The following is a 26,050-nucleotide window of genomic DNA, read 5'->3' as shown; positions in this document are numbered from 1 at the left end:
AACTGCAACCCAATAGACGACGAGGACAAGCAATGAACAACACCAGCGTCAATCGTACGAACACCCATCTGTGGATCGTCGGCGGCGGCATCGCCGGCATGGCCGCGGCGGCGTTCGCGATTCGCGACGGCGGCGTGCCCGCCGCGCACATCCACATACTCGAAGAACTCGGCATCGAAGGCGGCTCGCTCGACGGCAATCGCGTCGCCGGCCGCGAAGCGTGGGTCACGCGCGGCGGCCGCATGCTCACCGATGAAACCTATCTGTGCCTGTGGGACCTGTTCGAGACGATTCCGTCCCGCGACGATCCGGCCGTCTCGGTGACGCAGGAGTGCCGCCGCTTCAACGAGCGGGTGCAGACGCATGCGCAGGCGCGGCTGATCGACGGCGCGCACCGCATTGTCGACGCCGCGGCGCTGGGCCTGTCGACGACGAACCGGGCCCAGATGCTGCGGCTGCTGGCGTTGACGGAGCACCGTATCGGCAGCCGCCGCATCGACGAATTCTTCGACGAGCACTTCTTTGAATCGAACTTCTGGCGCATGTGGCGCACCACGTTCGCGTTCCAGAAGTGGCACAGCGCGGCCGAGCTGCGGCGCTACTTCCTGCGCTTCGTGCAGGAGTTCCCGCGCATTCACACGCTGGCCGGCGTGCGCCGCACCAAATACAACCAGTACGATTCGCTGGTGGTGCCGTTGCAGCGCTGGCTGCTGGCGCAGGGCGTGGACGTGCGCTTCGGCACGCGCGTCACCGACGCCGATTTCGCCACGCTGCCGGACGGCGGCCGCCGCGCCACCGCGCTGCACGTCGAAACGAAGCAGGGGACGTCGACGATCGCGCTGGGCGAAAATGACCTCGCATTCTTCACGCTCGGCTCGATCACGAGCGACGCGACGTACGGCGGCAACGACGACGTGCCGGAACTGGTCAGGGGCCGGCGCGATCACGGCTGGAGCCTGTGGGAGAACATCGCGCAGAAGGCGCCGGACTTCGGCCGGCCCGCCGCGTTCTTCGGCAACGTGGACGAGCACAAGTGGGAGTCGTTCACGCTGACGATGCGCGACCACGCGCTGCTGCACCGGATCACCGAATACACGGGCAATGCGCCGGGCACTGGTGCGCTGATGACGTGGTTCGAATCGGGCTGGCACCTGTCGATCGTCGTGCCGCACCAGCCGCACTTCCCGGACCTGCCGCAGGGCATGGCGACGCTGTGGGGCTATGGCTTCGAGATCGACCGTCCCGGCGACTACGTGAAGAAGCCGATGGCGCAGGCGACGGGGCGCGAGATCCTGACGGAGCTGGTGCGCCAGCTGGGCTTCGACGACATGCTGGAACACGTGCTGGCCACGACGGAAGTGACGACGGTGATGATGCCGTATGCGTCCGCGCTGTTCGCATGCCGCGCGCCGGGCGACCGCGCGCTCGTGCTGCCCGAAGGCTCGCGCAACTTCGCGTTCCTCGGCCAGTTCGTCGAGATGGAGGACGACGTCGTGTTCACCGTCGAGTACTCGGTGCGCTGCGCGATGCTGGCGACATACCGCCTGCTCGGCATCGACCGCAAGATCCCCGACATCTACAACGGCCTGCTCGACCCGAAGGTCGGCCTTCACGCTGTCGAAGCCGCATTCCGCTAACCTCAGCAATTGTTTCCAAAATCGAGGGACTGTCCCCGATTTTTGGAAACTTTTCGGCGAGGCAGATGGCCGCGTTGCGACGATGCGCGCACTTGGGTTGGAAATGGCCGAGGTACGCGGCGCTAACGACCGGCAGCCGGTGCCCGAAGGAATTTAGTTGCCCAAATTCGGGGACAGTCCCCGAATTTGGGCAACGGTTTTTTTGTGGCGTTTATGCCACGCTTAGCGGAAGTGTCAGCGCTGCGGCAGCGGATACGTCGCCGGGCTGACGTTGCCGTCCTTGTCGACGGCTTGCACACCGAAGAACACGTTGTCCTTCGACAGCTCGCTCGTGTACGAGGTCACATTGCCGACGAATTTCGCGCCCTGCCAGCTGGCGGCTGTCGTTTCGCGCCACACGACGCGGTAGCCGGCCAGGTCGGGTTCCGCGTTCGCCTGCCACGTCAGCTCGGTGCGGTTGTCCAGCTTGGCCGTCAGCACTTTCACCTGCTGCGGCGCGGCCGGGGCTTGCGCCAGCGAGGCGAGGGCCGCGGCGTTCACGCGTGCCACCTTGGCCGTGTAGTCGACGTCGACGAATTCCAGCAGGTCGCCGTACTGCACGCCGCTTTCCTTGCGCAGGTCCTGGTGCTGGTGGCGGAAGTCCTCGGCCGGCTCGGTGAAGCGCAGCGCGGCGTAGCCCTGTTCGAGGAACGGAATGTGGTCGCCGCCGCGCAGGTAGCGGTCGCGCCGCTGGACCACCGTCACCTTGAAGTTCTTCACATAGCGCTCGCCCGTTTCCTTCACGTGGCGGGCCAGCTGGCGCGACGGCGAATCGTTTTCGCCGCCCGTCTGGATCAACGTGCGCAGCCCGTCCGGCACTTCCTTCAATGCGGGGATGCCCTCGGCGAACAGCCGCACCTGCGTGTTGTCACGCTTGCCGTGTTCGTTGTACGAGCTGCCGATGATGTCATTGGTGAACATGCCGGCGACGTTGACGTTGTTCTTGCGGGCCTGCTCGGCCCAGTGGCCAGCACCCAGCAGGCCCTGCTCCTCGGCTGCGACGGCCATGAAAACGAGCGTCGCGTCGAACTTGTGCTTCGCCATCACGCAGGCCATCTCCATCACGGCCGCGGTGCCGGAGGCGTCGTCGTTGGCGCCCGGTGCATCGCTGGTCGCGTCCATCACGTCCGTCACGCGCGAGTCGTAGTGGCCGGAGACGACGTACAGCCGGTCCTTCGATTCGGCCTGCGCGCCGGGCAGCGTGGCGACGACGTTGACGATCTCGGTGGGGCGCGACAGCCGCGCCATCACGGGGTGCACGTGGCTGTCGAAGCTCACCTGCAGCCGGCCGGCGCCGCAGCGTTCCAGCTCGGCCTTGATCCAGCGCCGCGCCGCGCCGATGCCGCGCGTGTCGGATTCGGTCTCGGACATCGTGTGCCGCGTGCCGAAGCCCACCAGCTTCTCGATGTAGCCGTGGATGCGCTGCGGCGAGATCTCGCGCACGATCGCGTCGATGTCGGCCTGCCGCTTGGGCAGGGCGGGTTCGGCCGCCGCGGCCATCGCGCCGGCGGTCGTCAGGAGCGCGGCCAGTGCCGCGGAAGTGAGCGGGAAGTGCATGGTTCTCCTTTGTGAAATGGCGCGCACAGCTTACCGCAACAATCGCATTGCGCAAGCTTTTGCGCGATACAATGCGCGCCTTGACCGGGAGTGAACCACGATGACCTACGAAGAATATCTGGATGAAGTGACGACGCTGATCTTTGAAAAATACGGCGTGTCGGAGAAGGAGGCCGTGCGCCTCGTGATGGCCGCGCAGGACCGCGAATTCTTCGTGCCGCATGACCAGGATGCGAAGCTGCGCAACGTCGACCAGGCGCACAAGGATGCGAAGGCGCTGTACGAAGCGCGCAACTAGCCCAGCGCCGCGCTGCGCCAGCCGTCCAGCCCACGGATGGCTTCCTCCTTCGCCTTGGCCTCGATCTCGATCCACGGCGCGCGCGCATACGCGGCCGGCATCGTCGTGATCAGGTCGGCGTGCTGGCGGTCGTTGAATCCCGTGCGGCCGTTCGAGATGTGCACCAGCTGGTGCTCCGGCACGGCCCAGGTGGCGCGCGCCTTGTCGAGCATCTCGCCCACGCTCGGATCGTCGTAGCTGTCCAGGCCCTCGTGCACGATGTGGTGGTGGGCGTCGAACACCATCGGCACGCCGCTTTGCAGGCAGATCGCGTGGATCTCGTCGGCGCCATACGCGTATTCGTCGTTCTCCAGGCCGAGGCGGCAGCGGATGGCGTCCGGCAGCGTGGAGATGCGCTCGATGAGCGCGTCGGCCCGCTTTGCCTTGCCGCCGTGGATCTCCAGCAGCGCCCACGGCGTGCGCGGCTGCTGCAGCAGGTCCATCAAATCGCCGTGCATGCGCAGGATCTTGACGCTGTTCTCGACCACGCCGGCCGAATCGGAATTGAGCACCACGAACTGGTCCGGATGCATTACGAGGCGGATGCCCGCCGCCGTGGCTCGCGTGCCCGTGCGCGCCAGCGCGGGCGCGAGCGGCGCGAGCACGTCGCGGCCGATATCCTCATCGGCGAACGGGAAGATCGAGGAGGGCAGGCGGTACAGCGCGATGCCTTGCTGTTCGCAGTAGCGCAGCGCATTGTCCAGCATCTGCAGGTTGGCGCGATACAGGTCGTCCAGCAGCTTGCGCTGCATGGCATCCGACTGCTCCAGCAGCCGCTTGCGCGTGATCGTGCGATACCGAACGGCATCGGAGATGGTCACGCAGACGAGTCCGAGGTGTGGGGGCATGGCCGCAAATGCAAGGTCGCAGAAGCGGCCGAGTGTAGCAGCGGGAGATCAACGCGCAATGTGCGGCCGCTGACACAAGGCCACACATTGCGCGTCAAAGGCGGGTCAGGTGCGGATGTTCTCGTGAATCCCGTAACTCATCATCGCCAGGAAGGCGACGAGGGCCAGGTACATCACGCCGTAGTTGATGCGGGTTTCCAGCGGCGTGTCGTAGTACTCGGGCGCCTGGCCCGCATCCGGCTGGAACACCTGCTTCAGTTGCGGCAATGCGAGCAGCCCGACGAGGATCAGCATCGGGCTGGGGCGCACGAAGAACAGCGCCGCCAGCAGCGGCACGCCGACGAGCCACACTTTCGGCGAGATGATCGCCGTGATGCGGCCGCCGTCGAGCGGCGCAAGCGGGATCAGGTTGAACAGGTTCAGCATGCAGCCGGAATAGGCCAGTGCCATCAGCAGGCCGCTGCCCGTGTCCCGCGCGGCCGCGTAGCAGGCCATCGCCGCGACGGTGCCGGCGGCCGGGCCGGCGAAGCCGATGTAGGCGTCCGTCTCGGCGTTGCGCGGCTGTTCTTTCAACGCGACCCAGGCGCCGACGAACGGGATGAACGCCGGTGCCCCGACGTCTAGCCCGCGCTGGCGCGCCGCCACGTAATGGCCCATCTCGTGGACGAACAGCAGCAGCAGGAAGCCGGCCGCGTAGCGCCAGCCGAACACCCACGTGTAGACGAGCATCGACAGCAGCATCGTGCCGCCGGTCGTCATCAGCTTGCCGAGCTTGCCGGCAGCGAACAGCCAGACGAGCAGCTTGCCCATCTTATTTCGGCTTGGACAGGTCGACCTTCTTGCGCCCGCCGACCAGCTTCCACAGCCAGCCGCCGACAGCGGCCACGCCCAGCAGGATCACCTTCTTGAACGCCAGCAGCAGCGCGAACAGCTTGCCGAACAGGCCCAGTTTCGCGGCGGCGCCGCCGGCGATCAGCGCGGCGATGCCGTATTCGGCCACCTTGTCCGTCTTGCTGTCGAAGTCCGTGTAGCGGTGGCCCGGCGTGAAGTCGGTGAAGGCCGTCACGGTCTTCATCTCGCTGCGGATGCGGCTGATCTGGTCCATGCCCGCGACCGCGTTCAACACCAGCACGCCTTCGCGGCCCAGCACGCGGATGTTGTAGTTCAGCGCGTTATGCTTGTCGTCGCCCGTATGCAGTTCCTTGGCCCAGTACAGCTTGTGGCTGGCCTTGTCGTAGCGGGGCGTTTCCGCCCAGCCGACGAGCGTCATCGGCGCGTAGCCCTGCTTCTTGCGCTCGTCGTTGTCGGCGGCCACGGAGTCCTGCATCGATTTCAGCAGCTCGTCGTACTTGATGTCGTTCGCATCGCTGTCGTTGACGTGGCCATCCTTTTCATACGTGATGACAACGCCCCAGCCTTCGGCGGACAGCGGGCTGACGGCGGCCGGCACGATCATGCCCAGCGTTTTCGGGCCGGGCGGATTGCCCCAGCCGTCCGTCAGCAGGCGCGTCGAATCGTCGGGATCCAGGTAGCGAAAGCCCGCCGGCAGGTCCAGCGTGGCGATGCTGCCGGGCAGCGTGATGCGGCCGTCCTGGAATTTCAGCGTGGCGAGGAATTGCTCGGCGGTTTGCTGGGCGGCTGCCGGCAGCGCGAGCAGCAGGCACAGCAAGGTGGAGAACAAGGTGCGGATGAACATGGCGTTTCCCTGGTGATGGTTGGTGGTCACGGCCGCCGCCGGTGCAGTCTGCGCTGCGCTCGGCATGCCTGGCGGCCACCGCCATTGTAGAAGTTATTGCACCTGGGAAAACTATCGAAAACTAACGAACTGCGAAGAAATCTCAACCGGCGGCCGGAATTTCCAGCCCGCGCGCGACGGCCGGCCGCGCCACGAACGCGTCGAGCGCGCGCCGCACGTTCGCGAAGCGCTCGAATTCCACCAGCTCGCCCGCGCCGTAGAAGCCGATCAGGTTGCGCACCCACGGGAACGTGGCGATGTCGGCGATCGTGTACATGTCGCCCATGATCCAGTCGCGGCCCTGCAGGCGCCGGTCCAGCACCCCCAGCAGGCGGGCCGATTCAGCCACGTAGCGGTCGCGCGGGCGCTTGTCCTCGTATTCCCTGCCTGCGAACTTGTGGAAGAAGCCCAACTGGCCGAACATCGGGCCGACGCCGCCCATCTGGAACATCAGCCACTGGATCGTCTCGTAGCGGCCCGCCGCATCGGCCGGCAGCAGCTGGCCCGTCTTCTCGGCCAGGTAGAGGAGGATCGCGCCCGATTCGAACAGCGGCAGCGGCTTGCCGTCCGGCCCATCCGGATCGATGATCGCGGGGATCTTGTTGTTCGGGTTCAGCGACAGGAATTCGGGCGACATCTGGTCGTTCGTATCGAAGCTGACGCGGTGGGCCTCATACGGCAGGCCCGTTTCCTCCAGCATGATGGAGACCTTCACGCCGTTCGGCGTGGCCAGCGAATACAGCTGGATGCGGTCCGGGTGGCGCGCGGGCCACTTCGCGTGGATGGGGAATTCGACGATGCCGGTCATGTTGTCCTCGCACGGATGGGAAAGCGTGATTATCGGTCAAGCCGCCGCGCTTTGCTCGCGGCGGGTATCATCGCGCTTCGACAAAACGGAGGACAGCATGGTGATCGTCACACACAACGGCAAATTTCACGCGGACGACGCCTGGGCGTGTGCCGTGCTGGCGATCCTCCATCCGGACGCGCAACTGGTGCGCACGCGCGACCCGGCGCTGATCGAGGCGGCCGATTTCGCGGTGGACGTGGGCGGCATCTGGGACCCCGCCACGGGCCGCTTCGACCATCACCAGAAGGGCTTCGATGGTGCGCGCCAGAGCGGCGTGCCCTATGCCAGCGCGGGGCTGGTCTGGCGCACCTATGGCCAGCGCTGCGTCGCCGCGGTGGCCGAGGCGCATACGGGCCAGGCGCTGCCGGACGACACGGCCCGCGAGATCGCCTACGCGATCGATGCCGACATCGTGCAGTACCTGGACCTGGCGGACGTCGGCGCGGCGAAAAGCGCGCCGGGCGGCTATGGCCTGTCGGCCGTGATCGCCGGCTTCAATCCGAACTGGCTGGACGAGGAGCGGCTCGGTTACGGTGCCCCGGCCGAGGCCTACCGCCTGGAGCAGTTCCGCCGCGCGATGGCGCTGCTGACGGACGTGCTGGTCAACGCCGTCAAGTACCGCGTGGGCGCCTTGCTGGCGGTTGCGCAGGTGCGCCAGTCGAAGGTGCTGGAAGGCGGCAAGCTGCTGTTCGTGAAGAATGCCGCGCTGCCGTGGACGCAGCTGGTGCGCAAGGAAATGCCGAAGGTGCTGTTCGTGATCAGCCACAGCCTCTCGGAGCAGCGCTACCTGCTGCACACGGTGCCGATGAGCCCCGACAGCTTCGACGCGCGCGCCGACCTGCCGGCGCCGTGGGCCGGCCTGCGCGATGCGGAACTGGCCGCGGTCACCGGCGTGCCGGACGCCACGTTCTGCCATAACGGCCGGTTCATCGCGGCGGCGAAGTCGTACGACGGCGCGCTGGCGTTGGCCAGTCTGGCGCTCGCGGACGTGGCCGGCAGCTGACCGGCGGTTCGCCGTCAGCGCCGCCCGCGCGCATCCGGCGCGGGCCCCAGCTGGTCGATCCGTTCCAGCACAAAATTCAGAAACGCCTTCACCTTGGCCGGCGCGTGCTGGCGCGATGGATACAGCGCGTACAGCGGAAAACGCTCGTCCGGCCAGTCGGGAAACAGGTCGACCAGCTTGCCTGCATCGAGCAGCGCGCCGATGTCGAGCGCCATCACCTGCGCGACGCCGGCACCGGCCACGCAGGCATCGATCATCGTCCACACGTCCGATACCGTCATGCGGCCCTGCACGGGCACGACGAGCTTCTTCTTCCCGCGGTGGAACTCCCAGTCGAACGGCCGCCCGGTGACGGGATTGCGAAACAGGACGCATGCATGATCGCCCAGCGCGGTGGGGTGGGCGGGCCGGCCGTGCCGTCGCAGGTAGGCGGGCGAGGCCACCGTCAGGATCCGCGTCTCGAGCAGCTTGCGCATCACCGGCGATGCCGCCGCCGGTTCGCCGAAGCGGATCGCCACGTCGATGCGGTCTTTGACGAGATCGCCGGCCACCTCGCGCGTCGTCAGCTCGAGGATCAGTTCCGGATAGCGCTCCAGCAGGTCCGCCAAGTGGCGCGACAGGAACAGCCGTGCGAAGAACGGATCGAGGTCCACGTGCAGGCGGCCGCGCACCGTGGCGGCGGCACCGGCGACGTCGCCCGCAACCCGTTCTATGTCCGCGAGCAGCGGGACGGCTGCGTCGTAAAGGCGCTGGCCTTCGGCCGTCAGCGCGAGAGAGCGGGTGGTCCGGTCGAGCAGCCGCACGCCCATCCGTTCTTCGAGGCGCGACACGGCACGGCTCACACCGGAAGGCGTGATGTTGAGCGTGTCGGCCGCCCGCACGAAACTGCCCGCCTCGGCCACAGTGGCCAGCAGGCTGACGCCGGAGATCAGTTTGCCGTCGACCGTCATGTGGAGTGCTGATTTTTGGTCATGGATCTGCTGACAGCATACATCTTTTTTCACGGCCGTCAGCCGGCAATAATGGGCTTCCCGACCCTTGGAGAAAGCGAGACATGAAAAAGCCCATCCCTATTCCCGGCAGCCGGCGCCTGCGCGCGCCGGGCTTCGCCGCGCTGCTTGGCGCCCTGTCGTGCGCCGGCCCATGTGCCGTCGTGTACGCCGGTCCGGCGCAAGACGGCATCCAGATGGCACGCGACCTGGCGGCCCGCTCGCCCGACGTGCACTGGCCTGCCGAATTCACGCCGGACGTGGCGGACCTGTTTGCCCACAACGACATCGACGTCGCCGCGTCGTGCGAAGACGTGTTCGCGCAGCTGGCCGATGCCGCCCGCTGGCCGTCATGGTATGCCAACGCGGAGGACGTGCGCGTGCAGGGCGGCCGCGCCGGCAAGCTGGGCCCCGGCAGCCGCTTCGACTGGCGCACGTTCGGCCTGCCGGTGCGTAGCCGCGTCCACGAATACGTGGAGGACGAGCGGATCGGCTGGTTCGGCGATGCGCCGGACCTGCGCGCCTACCATACGTGGCTGCTGACGCCGCGCGACGGCGGCTGCCTGGTGCAGAGCGAGGAAGTGGTGCGCGGGCCGGGCGCGCTACGCCTGCGCGATGCCGATCCGGCGGGCATGCACAAGGGGCACGACGTGTGGAACGCGGCGCTGAAGGCGGCGGTGGAGCGGCGCCCGTAACGACCACGCCACCCGAAAATGGTGTCGTCACTTTTTCTTGTTGAATCTTCGTGGCCGGGGGCGGAATCGAATCACCGACATAAGGATGTGCAATCCTCTGCGCTTCCAGGCTGGCTACCGCGCCCGACAGCGACATCATGCGTCAGCTGGGCATCGGCAAACTGCCCTGATGCGCATGGTCGCGACTGCCGGGCCTGCCCGAGTGTCCTGCACTCGTTATAATTGCGCTTTTTCAATTTCTCCTGACTCCACGCTTGCGTTTCCCTGGGCGCGAATCGCGACCATTGCCGCGGTTGTTTGCGATGTCAAGCGATACCCGCCTTTGGCGTGAGTAGATGCCTTCGACAATCAGTTGACCGGCAACAGCATGCGCCGGTGAAGCCGCCGCTATTGCGCTCCACGTGGAGGCGCAAGGGAAGGGCAGCTGAAAGCGCACAAGAAACGAATGAAACTCCTCGCCCAACTGGAAGCCTGGTGGCTGCGCCGCACCGCACTCCTCGAACATCCCCGCGCTGCAGCCCGTGCTGCCATTCTGGTGCCGCTGCTGTGCGGCCTGATGTCGCTGGCCATGGGCCAGGACGACTCTTACGACATGCGCAACTACCATCTGTACACCGCGCATGCGTTGCTGAATGACCGGCTCGGGGTGGACTTGGCGCCAGCCGGCTTCCATAGTTATTTCAACCCGCTGCTCGATGTCCCTTATTTCTTGCTGACGAAATCGTTCCCCGCACCGGTTGCCGGCTTTGTATTCGGCGCCCTGCAAGGCTTGGCATTCGTGCTGGTCGCCGCGATCGCTCGCCAACTGCTTGGGCCGGGACGCCTGGCGCTGCTGCTGGGGCTTGCCGGCATCGCCGGCGCGGGGTTCCTGTCCGAGCTGGGTAATTCGATGGGCGACAACTTCACAGCGCTGCTGGTGCTCGCATCCATCTATTGGCTGTTGCGCCATTGGGAGCAGTTGTCTGCGCGCGGCAGCCGCGCGGTGCGCGTGCTGCTGGCGGCCGGAGCGCTGATGGGGCTTGGCCTTGGATTGAAACTGACCAACGTCAGTTATGCCGTCGGCGCCTGTGCGGCCCTGTTGACGGTGGCGGCGCCGCTATGGACGCGCGTGCGTGTGTCGTTCGTGTTCGGCATCGGCGTCCTGGCGGGCATGGCGGCGACGGCTGGCTATTGGATGCTGCGCATGTGGTCCACCTACGGCAATCCTTTGTTCCCCCAATTTAACAACATCTTTCATAGCCCGATGGCCGCGGAATTCGGCGTGATCGATCTCATCCACTTGCCCCGCAATGCGGGCGAAGCGCTGCTGTGGCCGTTCGTGTTTACCCGCGATATGAGCCGCGTCGCGGAAGTGCCGATCCACCAGATCATCTGGCCCCTGCTGTATGTCGCGGTGGCGGCTTGGGGCGTGATGACGCTGTTGCGCAAGGCGCGTGCTTCGCGCGGCGGGCAGGGCGATCCCGGTGGCCTGGCGCCGGGCGGCGTGTTCCTGCTGGTATTTACTGCCGTGTCGTATCTGGTGTGGATGCGTGTTTTCAGCATCTATCGCTACCTGGTGCCGATCGAACTGCTTGCGCCGCTGCTGTTCTGGCTGCTGCTGCACACGCTGGCCACGCCATCTGTCGCACGCCGCGTCGGCGGCGGGCTGTTGCTGGCGGCATCGTTGGCCGTTCTGCCATTTACCACCTGGGGCCATGCGGGCTGGGCCAAGCACGCATTCACCGCTGACAGGCCCCCCATCGCCAGGCCGGACCGTGCGGTCATTTTCGTGTCCTCGGCCACCGATGCGCCCATCAGCTGGCTGGCGCAGTTCATGCCCGCCGAAGCGGCCGTGATCGGCATCGGCTCCAGTTTCCCGGCATCGCCAGCGTTCGAGGCACGTGTTCAGCAAGTGATCGCTCAGCGTGGCGGCCCGCATTACGTCATTTATCCGGTAGTGACCGACAAACGCGCCAACGGCTTGCTGGAAAAAACTGCCATCGCGCGTTCGCTCGGCCTGACCCGCAGCGAAGCGGGGTGCCGCAAACTGGCATGGCTGGCAGGCCATGTGCGAGGTTTGAAGGCGAAGGTGGACTTCCTCCCGGCTTCCCCTTCCGGCGAGCTGTGCACCCTGGTATTGCAGGAGCGGTATCGCAAGGACACGGCCCCGGAAAACCATGGGATCGAAGCGGAAGCCGTGCAACGTCTTGCAGCGGTCGGGCAGGCGATCGATCCCGCCACGTGCGTGACCTACCAGGCGACTGTTGGCACAGAGCCCTATCCATACCGCTTTTGTGCGGTAACAGCGCGGCATTGAACCAGTTGCGCAAGCGCGATCCGGAAAACGGCGCAAGCCGGCCGGATCGCCAACTGAAACTGGACGGCCAAAATGAAAAAACGGATTCATGATCGAACATGAATCCGTTTTTGCTTTCGAATCTTGGTGGCCCGGGGCGGAATCGAACCACCGACACAAGGATTTTCAGTCCTCTGCTCTACCAACTGAGCTACCAGGCCAAGGCGCGCAATTATAGCAGCACTGTTGCGGGTTTGCCTAGTCCCCATGCCGGGCCGCGCCGGATCCGCCCCGTTTGCCGGTCAACGGGCACCCCGGCGCCCGTTGACCGGCTGCGGGGCGCCGGTGTACCTTGAGCTTTTGCCCCTGGGGAGCCCAGATGCCCGTCCACTATGCCCGCCGGCTGACCGGCCGCCAGCGCGAGGCCGGCGGCAATCGCCAGCTCGGCATGATGCTGGCCTGCGTGGCTGGCGCCGCCAATGCCGGCGGCTATGTCGCCGTGCACCGCTACACGTCGCACATGACCGGCATCGTGTCGGGCATGGCGGACGATCTCGCCGCCGGTGCGTTCGAGCTGGTCGCGGGCGGCTTCGGCGCGCTTGCCGCGTTTGTCGCCGGGGCGGCGTGCTGTGCGTTGATCGTCAATTACGCGCGCCGCCGCGCGCTGCACAGCGTGTACGCGCTGCCGTTGCTGCTCGAGGCGTTGCTGCTGCTGTCCTTCGGCGTGCTGGGCACGCGGCTCGCGTCCGTCGAAGTGCTGATCGTGCCGGCCACCGTCACGCTGCTGTGCTTCATGATGGGCCTGCAGAATGCGGTGATCACGAAGGTCTCGAACGCGGAGATCCGCACCACCCACATCACGGGCGTGATGACGGACATCGGCATCGAACTGGGCAAGGCCTTGTATCCGAACACGCACGACCTGGCGGGGGCGCCCGTGCGGGCCAACCGCGACCGCCTGCGACTCCTGGCGGCGCTGGCGCTGTGCTTCTTTGCCGGCGGCGTGGCCGGCGCGCTCGGCTTCGCGCGACTCGGCTATGCGGCCACGGTGCCGCTGGCGATGGTGCTCGTGCTGCTGGCGATCGTGCCGGTGCTGGACGACCTGCGGCGCGTGCCGGCGCAGTGATGCGCCTCAGGGCGCGCGCATGCGGCTCTTGAGCACGCGCCCCGCGGCATCGAACAGCACCAGGTATTCCGGTTTTCCTTGCGGGCGCGGGTCGTTCGCCTGCGGGTACAGCCACGCCTCGCGGCCGTCGCGAAAGCCGATCGCGGTGCCGGAGCCCAGCAGCGCGCGCACCTGTTCGCGGGTCTGGCCCGCGGCCACGCCGGGGGCGGTCGGGGCGTCCGGTGTTGCCGGGTCGTCCATGTATTCGAACGACACTAGCGTATCGTGCGGCCAGGCGGCATCCCAGATCGGTGCGTGGTAGCTGCGTTCGAGCAGTACCTGGCAGTCGCAGTAGGGCAGGTCGGCCGGGCCCACGCGCCCGCCGGCGTACACGAGGCGCAGCGGCGCCGGGATGGCGCGGCCTTGCGCGTGCAGCGTCAGTGCGAACACGGGCCGCTCCGTGAAGAACAGGTAGCGGCCATCCGGGTCGCCGCAGACCTTGTCCGGGTTGGTCAGCAGGTCGCCCAGCCACGCGAACAGGTGCGCGTTGTTCGACACGAGGCCGGCCTCCATGCCGACCAGGCACTCCAGCCGCAGGTCGCCCAGGCGCCGCATCCCTGCCGGAACACCGGGGCTGCGCACGTCCGCGCGCCACGTCATGCTGGTCGTGCGGCGGTTCGCCACCAGCGCGGCATCCTCGCGCAGCGCGCGTTCGTCGCGTGCCAGCGTGAAGCTGTTGTCCTGGTCAACCGCCACGGGCAGGGCGACCGTGTCGCCAACGACTTTCAGCTCGATGCCGTCCATCCGTGTCGTCGGCAAGCGGGGCAGCAGCCGGAAGCGCAGCGCCGCGCCCGGGGCCAGCGCGGCCTGCGCCTGCGCGAAGCGGTCCATTCCGCGCACCATCCGGCGGTACGATTTGTCGACCGGATCGCGGGTGGACGTCACCGACACGCTGGGCACGGGTTGGGCTGCCGCGCCGATGGCAAGCAGGCTTGCCAAAAGCATCAGGACGTATCTCTGTCGCAACACGGTCGTCTCCCTGTCCACAACAGCCGCGATGCTACCCGCTTGCGATCCGTGCCATCGCACGGTTGGCGTTACAATTGCCCGCAGACCCATCTCTGCGAAAGACACGATGAGCGAACCTCCAGCCGCAGCGAATCCGGCCAAGCCGGCCCTGCCGGACTTCCAGCAGCGCTACGAGCTGCTGGTGGCCAGCATCAGCGATTACGCGATCTACATGCTGGACGTGGATGGCTACGTCAGCAGCTGGAATCCGGGTGCCGAGCGCTTCAAGGGCTACAAGGCGGACGAGATCATGGGCCAGCATTTCTCACGCTTCTATACCGAGGAAGACAAGGCCACCGGGCTGCCGGCCCGCGCGCTGGCGGCGGCGCGTGACGAAGGCCGCTTCGAAGGCGAAGGCTGGCGCGTGCGCAAGGATGGCGGCCGCTTCTGGGCCAGCATCGTCATCGATCCGATCCGCAGCCCGTACGGCGCCCTGCTGGGCTTCGCGAAGATCACCCGCGACATCACCGACCGCCGCGCGGCCCAGGAGGCGCTGCGCCGCAGCGAACAGAATTTCCGTCTGCTGGTGCAGGGCGTCAGCGACTACGCGATCTACATGCTGTCGCCGCAGGGCGAAATCACGAACTGGAACGTGGGCGCGCAGCGCATCAAGGGCTATCCGCAGGACGAGGTGGTGGGGTCGCACTACCGCCGCTTCTTCACCGACGAGGATCGCGCTGCCGGCGTGCCCGAGCGGGCGTTGGAGACGGCCGCGCGCGAAGGCCGCTACGAGAGCGAGGGCTTGCGCGTGCGGCGCGACGGCACCCGGTTCTACGCCCATGCCGTGATCGATGCGATCCGCGATGAGTACGGCACGCTGCTCGGCTTTGCCAAGATCACGCGCGACATCACGGAGCAGCGCCGCGCCGCGGAATCGCTGGAGCAGACCCGGAACGCGCTGTTCCAGGCGCAGAAGATGGAGGCGATCGGCCACCTGACGGGCGGCATCGCGCACGACTTCAACAACCTGCTGGCCGTGCTCTCTTCCGGCGTCGACATCCTCAATGCGCAACAGCCCAATGCGCCCGCGCTGCGGGTGCTGGAAAGCATGCGCCGGGCCATCGACCGCGGCGCCCTTCTGACGCAGCAGCTGCTGTCGTTCGCCCGCCAGCAGCCGCTGGCCGCGGCCACCCACCAGCCCAATGCGCTGATCGGCAGCTTCGAGCAGGTGCTGCGGCGCGCCAGCGGTCCGCAGGTGTCGTTCGTGTTCGACCTGGCGCCGCGGCTTGCCAACATCGTCGTCGACGAGGCCCGCTTCGAGGCCACGCTCTTGAACCTCGTCGTCAACGCGCGCGATGCGATGCCGGACGGCGGCACGCTGGTGCTGGAAACGCGCAATGTGCGCCTGGGCGAGAACGAGGTGGGTACCCTGCCGGCCGGAGAATATGTGCGCGTGACGGTGCGCGACACCGGCACCGGCATGCCGCCGGAAGTCGTGGCGCGTGCCTTCGAACCGTTCTTCACGACCAAGCCGGTCGGCAAGGGCACGGGCCTGGGCCTGTCGCAGGTGTATGGCTTCATCACCCAGTCCGGCGGCGACGTGCAGATCCACTCCGAACCGGGCGAGGGCACCGCGATCAACCTGTTCCTGCCGGCCCACGAGGGCGGCGGCGAAGCGCTGGCCGGAACGGCGCCGCAGGCCGAGCGCGTGCTGATCGTCGAGGACGACCAGCTGGTGATGGCCGTCGCGTGCGACCTGTTCGAGACGATGGGTTACGAGGTGCAGACGGCGCCCGACGCGGTGGTGGCGCTGCGCATGTTGGAGCGCAATGGCGAAGTGGACGTGCTGTTTACCGACCTGATGATGCCGAACGGGATGACGGGCCTGGAGCTGGCCCGCACCGTGCGTGCGCGCTGGCCGGAGATCCGCATCATCATCGCGTCCGGCTATCCGCAGCAGGCGCTGCAGGGCGACCAGGCGGACCTGCACGAGTTCCATTTCGTCGGCAAGCCATACCGGATCGCCGACCTGGCGCGGCACTTGCGCGCGGCCGACTGATCAATTCAGCCGACCCGGCCGGCGGGCGGCCTCTCGCTGTACCGGCCATGGTGACGGAACTATAATGGCGGTTTCCGTTCCGCTTATCACTCATGACCGACCTCTCTCACGCGCGCATCGCGGTACTGGTGCCGTGCTACAACGAGGCCACGACGATTGCGGCGATCGTGCGCGACTTCCGTGCCGCGCTGCCTTCGGCCCGCATCTATGTGTTCGACAATAACTCCACCGACGACACGGCCGGCATCGCCCGCGCCGCCGGCGCGATCGTGCGCCGCGTGCCGGAGCAGGGCAAGGGCAGCGTGGTGCGGCGCATGTTCGCCGACGTGGAAGCCGATGCCTACGTGATGGTGGATGGCGACGACACCTACGACGCCGCGGCCGCGCCACGCATGGTCGACAAGCTGCTGGCCGAGGGCATGGACATGCTGGTCGGCAGCCGCGTCACCGAGGAGCAGGCCGCGTACCGCTTCGGCCACCGCTTCGGCAACCGCCTGCTGACGGGCTGCGTGGCCGCGCTGTTCGGCCGCACGTTCAGCGACATCCTGTCCGGCTACCGGGTGTTCTCGCGCCGTTACGTGAAGTCGTTCGCCGCCCATTCCACCGGCTTCGAGATCGAGACGGAACTGACGGTGCACGCGCTGGGCCTGCGCATGCCGGTGGCCGAAGTGGAGACGCGCTACAAGTCGCGCCCGGAAGGGTCGTTCTCGAAGCTGTCCACGTGGCGCGATGGCCTGCGCATCCTCATCACGATCCTGCGCCTGTTCAAGTCGGAGCGGCCGTTGGCGTTCTATTCGATCGGCTTCATCGCCTGCGCGCTGCTGTCCATCGGGCTGGCCATCCCGCTGGCTGTCACGTACCTGGAGACGGGCTTGGTGCCGCGCCTGCCCACCGCGCTGCTGTGCACCGCCGTGATGCTGCTGGGCGTGATCCTGCTTGCCTGCGGCATCATCCTCGATGCGGTGACGAAGGGCCGCATCGAGCAGAAACGCTTTGCGTACCTGGCCGTTCCCGCGGAAGCGCCGGCCGCCAACCGCGACGCGGCGGCGGCATGAGCGCGCGTTCTCCGATCGCCGGCTCGAAGGCACGCAAACGGTCATCGTGACGGTGCAGGGTGATCCGCCGTCCGGCTGGGTGGCGCAGTTCTTCCCGCGCGATATCCGTTTCAAGGAGGAATGCACCCGGTTCGACGCGTGGATCGGCGGCGACCGGATGCCTTACATGCTGTGCCCGATCGGGCAGTCACGGGTCAACGGGGCAGCCCGCTGAGCCGCGTGGGATGACCCGCGACGGCAGCCGTCAGCTGCTGCCGTAATGCGCAGCCTGTGCGGCACCCACGTGGGTGTCGCCCTCGCGCTGCACTTCCTGCACGGCCTGCAGATAGCGCTGCAGCGCGTCGTCCAGCGATGGCATCAGCTTGCCCCGTTCGCTGTCCAGCGCCGAATAGCGGGGCTGCGGTGCCTGGCCTTCGAACGCGGTGGCCGGTTGAGCTTCGATCAGCTTCTCGTCCAGGCCCGCCATCGCCGCCACGCGCCGCGCGAGCTCCGTCCATGCCACCGGCTCGCCGTTCGACAGGTGCCAGATGCCCGATTCCTGGTCGATCAACAAGTCCAGGCACGTCTGCACCAGGTCCGGCACATATGTAGGCGACACGATCAGATCGCTCGCCGCCGTGAACGGTCGGCCTGCCGCCAGCGCCTGCAACACCAGCGTGACGAAGTTGTGCTGGTCCCACGGGCCGAAGAATGCGCTGGTGCGCACCATCAGGGTCTGCGGGTTCACGGCGAGCACGCGGCGCTCCGCTTCCGCCTTGCTCTGGCCGTACACGTTCAGCGGCGCCACCGGATCGCTTTCCACATAGGCGCTGCCCTTCGTGCCATCGAACACGAGGTCGCTGGAGAAGCTCAGCAACCGCAAGCTGTGGCGCACGCACGCGGTGGCCAGCACGACGGGGCCGTGGGCGTTTTCGCGCAGGCAGCGGTCGCTGTCACGCTCGGCATCGTGTACGCGCACGTAGCCCCCCGCGTTGATGATGGCCCAGGGCCGGTAGCGCTGGATCGCGGCTTCCACGGAGGCGGGATCGCAGATGTCCATCTCCTGCCGCGTCAGCACGCGGAACGCCAGGTTGCGCTCCTCGCAGATGCGGGCAAACGCGCTGCCCAGCGTGCCGGTGGCGCCGCTGATCAGGATCGGCTGCACTGGCCGGTGCGCCAGGTTGCGCTCGGCCGGCAGTGCGGCCACGGTGGCGCTGGTGGCCACCGGCGGGCACAGGAAGCGCCCCGGGCGGCGCCACCAGCCGAGACCTTGCAGCACCGGCGACGACGGCGCGCGGCCCGTCGCCAGCTCCTGCATCAGCTGGGCCAGCGCGGTGGGGCGGGGCTCCGGCGAGCGCAGGTCGTAGGCGCCGTTCTCGTAATAGCCGCGGCATTCCGTGACCAGGCAGTTCCAGTCGTACGAACCGAGCAGCGACCACACGGTGACGGCGCGCATGTCGCCGCCCTTGCGGCGCACGTCGTGGGCCGCGTTCCATACCTCGTGCAGCCAGCGCAGCTGGTCTTCGCGGTTCGCGTCGATGTGCGCCTCGGTCACCGCCATCGGCAGGCTGTAACGCTCCCAGGTTTCTTCCAGCAGCGGGCCGATGCCCGGCGTCGGGGTGGCCAGCGCACGCGCCGTTTCGATGTCCGCGAAGCCGTGCTCGCCCACGTAGCGGGCGGGGTAGCGGTCGCCCCGGTGATCGAGCCAGCGCTCGCTGGTGATGTAGTAGTTCAGGCCCACGACGTCCGGCGGGCAGGGATTGGCGCGGAACCACAGCACGTCCTCGGCAGGGATGCCGCTTTTCAGGAAGTACTGCCACAGCTTGTGGTCTTCATCGATCATGCCGCACAACAGGTCCCACGCCAGCCAGCGCCGTTCGTTGTAGAAGTCGGCCCACTCGGCCAGCTCGGGCGTGCTGTAGGTCTTGCCCAGGTCGTCGGTCTGCACCAGCTTGGCGTTCGGGTTGACTTCCCGGATCGCCCGCATCGACAGCACGACGGCCTTGCACTGGTTGATCAGCGCCTGGAGGAACGTCAGGTCGCTTTTGCCATGCGGGTACCACAGGCCGTACAGGCCGCAGAAGCGCGCGGTGGTGCAGGGTTCGTTGACGGGGGTGTAGTACTCGACCCAGGGAAAGCGGCGTGCCACGGCGCCGGCATACTCGGCCAGCTTGGGGGCGAACTCGGGATCGACGAGGCTGGTGTGGCGCGGGCCGCTGCCATGGTGAACCAGGCCCACGATCGGCTTCACGCCCAGGTCGCGCAGCGCTGGCAGGCGCTCGTCGGCCCATGACCAGTCGGCGTTCTCGATGCCATCGGGAGCCGTCAGCTCCCACAATACGGGATAGCGAATCGCGTTGATGCCCAACGCGGCGAAGCGGTCCAGATCCGACAGGCGCTTGCCGTGTCCGTTCTGGTCCATCTGGCTGAAATATTGATCGCGCACGCGGTTGACGGTTCCTTCCAGTCCGCCCCATAGCTCGATCGCCTGGTGTTGAATGTCGTCATCTTTTCGCATGTTGTCGGAGAGCTAGTCGAACGAGCGACAAAGTATGGCGAAAAAATTAAAACGCTGGCGCCGTATTGCCGGGTGTCACCGAACAGGCTGTCATTTCGCCAAGGTGTGCGCGGGTGCACGGCTTGCTTCGGTACACTTGCGCGAGCGAAAAAAGGAGGGCTTGGATGCGTTATGTGTTGTTGGGGAATCCGATCCAGGAATGGGCGACCGCGCTGGCAGTAGCCTTCGCGTGCGCCGTGCTGCTGATCGTCATCCGCACGTTCCTGATCCACCGGCTCGATGCCGCGGCGGAGCGCACCGAGACGCGCGTCGACGACTGGCTGCTGCGCATGATGCGCAACACGTACAGCGTGTTCATCGTGATCCTGGCGCTGTACCTGGGTTCGCTGATGCTGGAGTTCCCGAAAAAGTATGAAGTATGGCTGTGGCGCGTGGCCGTCACGACGATGCTGATCCAGGCCGCGATCTGGGGCGATACGGGCGTGCGCGTGTGGCGCAAGCGTTACCGGCAGGCGGCCATCGGCGGCACGGACAGCGTGGCCACGGCGGCGTCGACGGCGATCATCGACTTCATCCTGCGGATGATCGTGTGGGTCGTGTTCACGCTGATGATCCTCGATAACCTGGGCTTCAACATCACCACGCTCGTAGCCAGCCTGGGTATCGGCGGTATCGCGGTGGCGCTGGCGGTGCAGAACATCCTCGGCGACCTGCTGGCATCGTTGTCGATCGTCCTGGACAAGCCTTTCGTCGTCGGCGACTTCATCATCGTCGGCGAGCAGCTGGGCACCGTCGAATACATCGGCCTGAAGACGACGCGGCTGCGTGGCCTGGGCGGCGACCAGATCATCTTCTCGAACGGCGACATCCTGAAGGCCCGCATCGGCAACCAGACGCGCATGTTCACGCGCCGCGCCGCGTTCATCCTGCGCATCCGCTACGGCACCCCGCCGGACAAGCTGGCCGCCGTGCCCCAGATGGTGAAGGACATCATCCTGGGCCAGGAATCGACCGCCTCGTTCGAACGGGCCCACCTGCGCGAGCTGGGCGAATGGTCGATCAACTACGAGGTCGTGTACTGGATCAAGAGCCCCGACTATTTCGTGTTCATGGATACGCAGCAGGAGGTGCTGCTGAACGTCATCCGCGGCCTGGCCGAGCGGGGCATCGAGATCGCCTATCCCACCCGGATCATCCTGCGCCCGCCGGAGGATTGCAACGAGGGCAATCCTCCCCTACACTGAACCGCTTTCGGGAGGCGGCATGAAAAAACTGGTGGCGGGCGGGGTCGCGACCCTGGCGATGGTATTGGCCGGCAGCGCGCTGGCGGCATCCGTGCAGGACGTGGCGGAGCGGTATCGCAAGCTGGTGCTGGCGGTCGGCCAGCACGACGCGAACTATGTCGATGCGTATTACGGCCCGCCGGCGCTGCAGCGGCAGGTGGAACAGGAAAAGCGCGGCCTGGCCGCGATCCGCACCGATGCGCAGCGCGCGCTGGCGGACCTGGAAGGGCGCAAGGCTGCAGGTGCGGACGAGGCGCTGCGCGTGGAATTCCTGCGCAAGCAGTTGCGCGCGATGGTCGCCCGCGTCGATATGCTGAACGGGAAGAAGTTCACATTCGATGAGGAGACGGCGCTGCTGTACGACGCCGTCACGCCGCACCACGACCGCGCCTACTACGAAGCGCTGCTGGCGCAGATCGACAAGCTGGTGCCCGGCGACGGGCCGCTGCCGCAGCGCGTGCAGGCGTTCCGCGCCCACTTCGCGATTCCGAAGGACAAGCTGAAACCCGTGTTCGACGCGGCGATCGCCGCCTGCCGCGAGCGCACCGCACGCCACGTGGAGCTGCCGCAAAAGGAAAGCTTCGTGCTGGAGTTCGTGACGAACAAACCGTGGTCCGGCTATAACTGGTACAAGGGCGACGCGCACAGCCTCATCCAGATCAATACCGAGTTCCCGATCTACATCGAGCGCGCCGTCGACCTGGGCTGCCACGAAGGTTATCCCGGCCACCACGTCTACAACGCGCTGCTCGAGCGCCACCTCGTGAAGGAAAAGGACTGGGTCGAATTCAGCGTCTATCCGCTGTATTCGCCGATGTCGCTGATCGCCGAGGGCAGCGCCAACTACGGCATCGAGATGGCGTTCCCGGACGACGAGCGGCTCGCCTTCGAGCGCGACGTGCTGTATCCGCTGGCGGGCCTGGACCCCAGCCTGGCGGGCCGCTATGCCGAGCTGCAAAAGCTGCTCGCGCGCCTGTCGTACTCGGACAACGACAACGCGAAAGAGTACCTGGAAGGGCGCTTCACGCGCGAGCAGGCGATCGAGTGGCTCGTCAACGTGGCGCTGTATCCGCCCGAGAAGGCAGGCCAGCGTATGCAGTTCTACGACGCGATGCGCGGCTACGTGATCAACTACAACCTGGGCAAGGACCTGGTGAAGGCTTGGGTGGAGAAGCAGGTGATGGCCACCGATCCGCAGCAGGCGCGGGCCCAGCGGTGGGCCGCGTTCAAGCAGTTGTTGTCGTCGCCGAGGTTGGCGGGCGCGTTGCGCTGATCGAAAAGTTGCCCAAATTCGGGGTCTGACCCCGGTTTTGGGCAATTTTTTACATCAATTGCCGGTAGCCGCCAGCGCGATCCGCTCCGCGCTTTCCGGATCCGTCGTGCGCAGCGCGTCGACCAGTTCCGTCACCGACGTGCCGGTGGCGAACAGCATCACGTCGCCCGGCTGGCAGCGCGACAACGCGAGGCGCAGCGCGGCATCCGTTGCCAGTTCGAGGTGCACGCTGGTCGACGAGCGGATCGCGCCGGCCGCCATCAGCGCCGCGCGTTCGCCCGGCCGGCGGCCGCGGTGCTCGGACGGCGACTCGTACACCACCACTTCATCGAACGCTCCGCCACACGTTTCGCCCACCAGCGCCAGGTCTTCGTCGCGGCGGTCGCCCGGTGCGGTGATCACCGCCACCGTGCGGCGCTGGCTCATGCCGCGCGCCGTCTGGCCCAGTGCCGCATACGCGGCCGGGTTGTGGGCATAGTCGACCACCACCTTCACGCCGCGCACGTCGTACACATTGGTGCGCAGCGGGTTGGCCTGGTTGTCCGACACGAACGACGCCAGGCCGTCGGCGATCTGCGCGATGCGCAGCCCGGCCGCCAGCAGCGCGGCGCCTGCGGCGAGCGCGTTGGCGATGTTGTGGCGCGCGCAGCCGTCCAGCGCGGCCGGCATTTCCTCGGCCCACAGGATGCGGTGGCGGCGCGTGCCGTCCGCCAGGATCAGCGCGCCGTCCTGCAGGTAGGCCGCGCGGCCGCCGTTCTCCACGTGGCGCAGCAGCACCGGATTGTCCGGGTCGCAGCTGAAGTACAGCCGTTCGACGTGCGGCTCCAGTTCGTCGGCCATCGCCACGCAATACGCATCCTGCGCGTTCAGCACCACGGCTTTCGACGCCGCCTTCGCGACGACGGCTTTCACGCGCGCCAGGTCGTCGATGGTGTTCACGCCGTCCAGGCCCAGGTGGTCGTGCGACACGTTCAGCACCACCGCCACGTCGCAGCGGTCGAACGCGAGGCCGCGCTTCAGGATGCCGCCGCGCGCCGTCTCCAGCACGGCGAAGTCCACGTTCGGATCGGTCAGCACGGTGCGGGCGGACCAGTAGCCGGCGCAATCGCCGCGCCGGATGCAGGTACCGTCGATGAACACCCCCTCGGTCGTCGTGCAGCCGGTGCGCACGCCGGTCGCACGCACGCTGTGGTCCAGCATCAGCGTGGTCGTCGTCTTGCCGTTCGTGCCCGTCACGGCGATGACGGGAATGCGGCCGTCGCTGGTGCCGAACATGCCTTCGACGATCGCCTCGCCGGCGTTGCGCGGCGTGCCGGCGCTGGGGTACTGGTGCATGCGGATGCCCGGCGCGGCATTGACCTCGATGATCGCGCCACCTTGCTCTTCGAGCGGCTGGGCGATGTCGGCGCAGATCACGTCCAGGCCCGCCACGTCCAGCCCGATCTTCTGCGCGGCGCGCACGCACAGCATGCGCGTCGATGCCGGCAGCAGGTCCGTCACGTCCTCGGCGGTGCCGCCCGTGGACAGGTTGGCGTTGCCGCGCAACGTCACGACGACGCCGGCGGCCGGCACGCTGTCGAACGTCAGGCCCTGTTCGGCCAGCATCGTTTCGGCATGGCCGTCCAGCGGGATTTTGGTCAGGATGTTCGTGTGGCCTTCGCCGCGGGCCGGGTTCAGGTTCTCGCGCTCGACCAGCGCCCGCACATTGGCGACGCCGTCGCCCGTGACGGCGGGCGGCCGGCGCAGCGCCGCCGCGGCGACCTTGCCGTTGGCGACCAACACGCGGTAGTCGTGGCCCGTCACGTAACGCTCGACGATGATGCGGCGGCCATGCATGCGGGCCCGCTCGAATGCGAGGGCCACGTCTTCCGGCGTATTGCAGCGGGTCGTCACGCCGCGGCCGTGATTGCCGTCCAGCGGCTTGACGGTGACGGTGCCGCCCAGGCGGCGTGCCGCGCGCTGCGCCTGTTCGACAGTGCGCACCGTGACGCCTTCCGGCACCGGCACGCCCGCTTCCTGCAGCAGCGCCTTCGTCAATTGCTTGTCGCTGGCGATGCCGACGGCGATGTGGCCCGTGTCGGCCGTGATCGTCGCCTGCAGCCGCTTCTGGCGCGCGCCCCAGCCCAGCAGGAACAGGTTCGCTTCCTCCGTCAGGCGCAGCACGGGAATGCCGCGTGCCTTCGCTGCGCTGACGATCGCGCCCGTGCTGGTGCCGATCGCATGGTCCTCGGCCGTCTCGCGCAGCGCGGCCACGGCTTCGCTGAGCGCATACGGCTCGCCGCGGGCCAGCGCCGTGACGAGGGCGACGGCCGCGTCGAAGGCGTCCGTCACGACCTGTTCCAGTTCATAGGCGCAGACGACGCGGTACTTGCCGTCGCCCGCTTCGTGCGTGCGGCCCGTGTTGACGGTGGTGCCGGCCAGGCATTGCAGCGCCAGCGTGACGTGTTCGACGACGTGCGCGATATTGGTGCCGGCACGTAGCGTCTGCACGAAGCCGGCGTATTTACCGACCGAGCAGCGATGGTCGTACAGCGACGGCAGCAGCTCGAGCAGGCGTTCGACGAAACCCGGGATCGCGTCGGTGCGCGCGTCCTTCAGGTCCCCCGTATCGAGCACCGTCAGCAGGCAGGGATGGTGGGAGTACAGGTTACGGCCGCGCAGCAGGCGTTGCTCGATGATGTTCATGATAACGGGTTCCTCTTCGTGAGATTGCTGATGAATTCTTGAATGGGGGCGGGCGCTTCGCGTGTCACGTGGGCGAGGCGCACCGCCTGGCCGCCCTGGCCGGGCAGCACGTAGCCGGAGCCGGACGGCAGCACGTGCAGCTGCACGCCGATCAGTTCGGGGCGTTCGCCGTTGTCGATGTCGGCGGCGTTGGTCGTCATGCCGCGGCCGTCCAGGAACGTGACGCCGCCGGCGCCGATCACTTCGATGCCGACGCCCCGTTCGACGACGAGGGCGGTGTCCTCATCGATGCCGAGGCCGTACAGATAGGGGTTTTGCGCGATCACGCTGAGCAGCCGGTTGATGCGGTGGCGCTGCGAGAAGTGCTGGTCGATGACGACGTGCTGCACGAAGCCCAGCCCCGCGCCCAGCACGCCGGCGCCTTTCTCCGGCTCGAACTCCGCGAAGCCGGAAGCGAGCATGTGGCCTGCCATCGCGGATGCGCCGGCGCTGGTGCCGGCCAGGCACGCGCAGCGGCGCTTCAGCGCCTCGTGCAATGCGCGGTCAAGTGCCGTGCCGCCGATATTGGCCATCAGCCGCTTCTGGTCACCGCCGGTGATCAGGATGCCGTCCGCATGCGCGATCCGTTCGGCCAGCGCGGCATCGTTGGCTTCTTCGCGCGTCGTGGTGTGCACGGACGCATGGCGGCGCACGCCCAGCTGCGACAGGATGTCGTGGTAGGGCGCGGCCATCTCCTCCGGTTCCGCGCTGGCGCTGGTCAGCAGCACCAGGTTACGTTCGGGGCCCCCTGCCAGGTCCACGAAGCGCTGCAAAATGTCCTTGCGGTGGCGCGTCTCTTCGTCGCCACCGATGATCAGCAGGCATCCATCCTCGTTCATGTCTCGTCCCTCAAGGTGTGCCGGCTGTCCACGACGCACCGGGTCGGTGCGTCGTCAGCGACCGCGCATCGCGGCGGTGCATCGGTGCCAAGTATCGGTGCAGGCGAGCATGCTCAGCCAGTGGCGTTCGGCGCGTGAATTTGTAAGATTCGGATTACTTGATGCCACACAGCTGCTTATTTGCTAATTTGATCTGGAAAAAAAACCTTGTTGAGGGCGCGCAATTGCCTCGCTACAATGTC

The 26,050-nt window shown here is 67.0% G+C and carries 21 protein-coding genes and 1 tRNA gene; 11 read left to right on the top strand and 11 right to left on the bottom strand.

Going from position 1 to position 26,050, the window contains the following annotated elements:
- The first annotated feature begins 32 nt into the window (after positions 1-32).
- Positions 33-1,637, top strand: a complete 1,605-nt coding sequence (locus IP92_RS18290; RefSeq protein ID WP_145877659.1) for an oleate hydratase — start codon at positions 33-35, stop codon at positions 1,635-1,637.
- A 234-nt stretch (positions 1,638-1,871) separates the two neighbouring features.
- On the opposite strand, the gene IP92_RS18285 is transcribed toward IP92_RS18290, so the two are convergent.
- On the bottom strand, positions 1,872-3,233 hold the full coding sequence (locus IP92_RS18285; RefSeq protein WP_145877657.1) for a M28 family peptidase: 1,362 nt from the start codon (positions 3,231-3,233) through the stop codon (positions 1,872-1,874).
- A 100-nt stretch (positions 3,234-3,333) separates the two neighbouring features.
- On the opposite strand from IP92_RS18285, the gene IP92_RS18280 reads away from it, so the two are divergent.
- A complete protein-coding gene (locus IP92_RS18280; protein ID WP_145877655.1) occupies positions 3,334-3,531 on the top strand; it encodes a hypothetical protein in 198 nt (65 codons plus the stop codon).
- On the opposite strand, the gene uvsE is transcribed toward IP92_RS18280, so the two are convergent.
- The 4 genes from uvsE to IP92_RS18260 all read right to left on the bottom strand — a co-directional run bounded on the left by uvsE (position 3,528) and on the right by IP92_RS18260 (position 6,961).
- On the bottom strand, positions 3,528-4,418 hold the full coding sequence (gene uvsE, locus IP92_RS18275; RefSeq protein WP_145877652.1) for a UV DNA damage repair endonuclease UvsE: 891 nt from the start codon (positions 4,416-4,418) through the stop codon (positions 3,528-3,530). The genes IP92_RS18280 and uvsE overlap by 4 nt on opposite strands.
- Positions 4,419-4,523: 105 nt before the next feature.
- Positions 4,524-5,228: a site-2 protease family protein gene (locus IP92_RS18270; protein ID WP_145877650.1), complete on the bottom strand. Its 705-nt coding sequence runs from the start codon at positions 5,226-5,228 to the stop codon at positions 4,524-4,526.
- 1 nt (position 5,229) lies between these two features.
- Positions 5,230-6,114 carry a DUF2167 domain-containing protein gene (locus tag IP92_RS18265; RefSeq protein ID WP_145877647.1) on the bottom strand — a complete coding sequence of 295 codons (885 nt, stop codon included), beginning with the start codon at positions 6,112-6,114 and terminating at the stop codon, positions 5,230-5,232.
- A gap of 142 nt (positions 6,115-6,256) precedes the next feature.
- Positions 6,257-6,961, bottom strand: a complete 705-nt coding sequence (locus IP92_RS18260; protein ID WP_145877645.1) for a glutathione S-transferase N-terminal domain-containing protein — start codon at positions 6,959-6,961, stop codon at positions 6,257-6,259.
- A gap of 97 nt (positions 6,962-7,058) precedes the next feature.
- Here IP92_RS18260 and IP92_RS18255 point away from each other — a divergent pair, with 97 nt between their 5' ends.
- Entirely contained in the window at positions 7,059-8,006 is a 948-nt protein-coding gene (locus tag IP92_RS18255; protein ID WP_145877643.1) for an MYG1 family protein, read from the top strand.
- Positions 8,007-8,020: 14 nt separating this feature from the next.
- On the opposite strand, the gene IP92_RS18250 is transcribed toward IP92_RS18255, so the two are convergent.
- Entirely contained in the window at positions 8,021-8,956 is a 936-nt protein-coding gene (locus tag IP92_RS18250) for a LysR family transcriptional regulator (protein WP_145877641.1), read from the bottom strand.
- A gap of 104 nt (positions 8,957-9,060) precedes the next feature.
- Here IP92_RS18250 and IP92_RS18245 point away from each other — a divergent pair, with 104 nt between their 5' ends.
- Both IP92_RS18245 and IP92_RS18240 read left to right on the top strand, forming a co-directional pair.
- Positions 9,061-9,690, top strand: coding sequence for an SRPBCC domain-containing protein (locus IP92_RS18245; protein WP_145877638.1), 630 nt, complete (start codon positions 9,061-9,063; stop codon positions 9,688-9,690).
- A 445-nt stretch (positions 9,691-10,135) separates the two neighbouring features.
- Positions 10,136-11,986, top strand: a complete 1,851-nt coding sequence (locus IP92_RS18240; RefSeq protein ID WP_145877636.1) for a hypothetical protein — start codon at positions 10,136-10,138, stop codon at positions 11,984-11,986.
- Positions 11,987-12,110: 124 nt separating this feature from the next.
- Here IP92_RS18240 and IP92_RS18235 read toward each other — a convergent pair.
- A tRNA-Phe gene (locus IP92_RS18235) sits at positions 12,111-12,186 on the bottom strand.
- 158 nt (positions 12,187-12,344) lie between these two features.
- Here IP92_RS18235 and IP92_RS18230 point away from each other — a divergent pair.
- Positions 12,345-13,091: a YoaK family protein gene (locus IP92_RS18230; protein WP_145877634.1), complete on the top strand. Its 747-nt coding sequence runs from the start codon at positions 12,345-12,347 to the stop codon at positions 13,089-13,091.
- 6 nt (positions 13,092-13,097) lie between these two features.
- Here the strand turns inward: IP92_RS18230 and IP92_RS18225 are convergent, their stop codons facing one another.
- Positions 13,098-14,075, bottom strand: a complete 978-nt coding sequence (locus tag IP92_RS18225) for a hypothetical protein (protein ID WP_199271799.1) — start codon at positions 14,073-14,075, stop codon at positions 13,098-13,100.
- 130 nt (positions 14,076-14,205) lie between these two features.
- Between IP92_RS18225 and IP92_RS18220 the strand changes: the two genes are divergently transcribed.
- The 3 genes from IP92_RS18220 to IP92_RS18210 all read left to right on the top strand — a co-directional run bounded on the left by IP92_RS18220 (position 14,206) and on the right by IP92_RS18210 (position 17,406).
- Positions 14,206-16,137: a hybrid sensor histidine kinase/response regulator gene (locus tag IP92_RS18220; RefSeq protein WP_145877632.1), complete on the top strand. Its 1,932-nt coding sequence runs from the start codon at positions 14,206-14,208 to the stop codon at positions 16,135-16,137.
- A 92-nt stretch (positions 16,138-16,229) separates the two neighbouring features.
- Positions 16,230-17,192, top strand: a complete 963-nt coding sequence (locus tag IP92_RS18215; protein ID WP_145877630.1) for a glycosyltransferase family 2 protein — start codon at positions 16,230-16,232, stop codon at positions 17,190-17,192.
- Complete coding sequence (locus tag IP92_RS18210; protein ID WP_145877628.1) at positions 17,131-17,406, top strand: hypothetical protein; 276 nt, start codon at positions 17,131-17,133, stop codon at positions 17,404-17,406. Before IP92_RS18215 ends, IP92_RS18210 begins: the two co-directional genes overlap by 62 nt.
- A 30-nt stretch (positions 17,407-17,436) precedes the next feature.
- On the opposite strand, the gene IP92_RS18205 is transcribed toward IP92_RS18210, so the two are convergent.
- On the bottom strand, positions 17,437-19,689 hold the full coding sequence (locus IP92_RS18205; RefSeq protein WP_229418840.1) for a family 1 glycosylhydrolase: 2,253 nt from the start codon (positions 19,687-19,689) through the stop codon (positions 17,437-17,439).
- A gap of 164 nt (positions 19,690-19,853) precedes the next feature.
- Here IP92_RS18205 and IP92_RS18200 point away from each other — a divergent pair, with 164 nt between their 5' ends.
- Both IP92_RS18200 and IP92_RS18195 read left to right on the top strand, forming a co-directional pair.
- Positions 19,854-20,933 carry a mechanosensitive ion channel family protein gene (locus tag IP92_RS18200; protein WP_145877626.1) on the top strand — a complete coding sequence of 360 codons (1,080 nt, stop codon included), beginning with the start codon at positions 19,854-19,856 and terminating at the stop codon, positions 20,931-20,933.
- A 19-nt stretch (positions 20,934-20,952) separates the two neighbouring features.
- Positions 20,953-22,245 (top strand): hypothetical protein, encoded by a 1,293-nt coding sequence (locus IP92_RS18195; RefSeq protein ID WP_145877623.1) that lies wholly within the window; start codon positions 20,953-20,955, stop codon positions 22,243-22,245.
- 54 nt (positions 22,246-22,299) lie between these two features.
- Here IP92_RS18195 and cphA read toward each other — a convergent pair whose 3' ends face one another.
- Together cphA and IP92_RS18185 are read right to left on the bottom strand one after the other, a co-directional pair.
- Entirely contained in the window at positions 22,300-24,930 is a 2,631-nt protein-coding gene (gene cphA / locus IP92_RS18190) for a cyanophycin synthetase (protein WP_145877621.1), read from the bottom strand.
- Complete coding sequence (locus IP92_RS18185) at positions 24,927-25,808, bottom strand: cyanophycinase (RefSeq protein ID WP_145877619.1); 882 nt, start codon at positions 25,806-25,808, stop codon at positions 24,927-24,929. Before IP92_RS18185 ends, cphA begins: the two co-directional genes overlap by 4 nt.
- Positions 25,809-26,050: the final 242 nt, after the last annotated feature.

It is taken from the genome of Pseudoduganella flava (assembly GCF_007830495.1).
Taxonomy (GTDB): domain Bacteria; phylum Pseudomonadota; class Gammaproteobacteria; order Burkholderiales; family Burkholderiaceae_D; genus Rugamonas; species Rugamonas flava.
The sequence above is the reverse complement of the archived record's forward strand: the minus strand, read 5'-3'. Positions and strand labels throughout refer to the sequence as shown.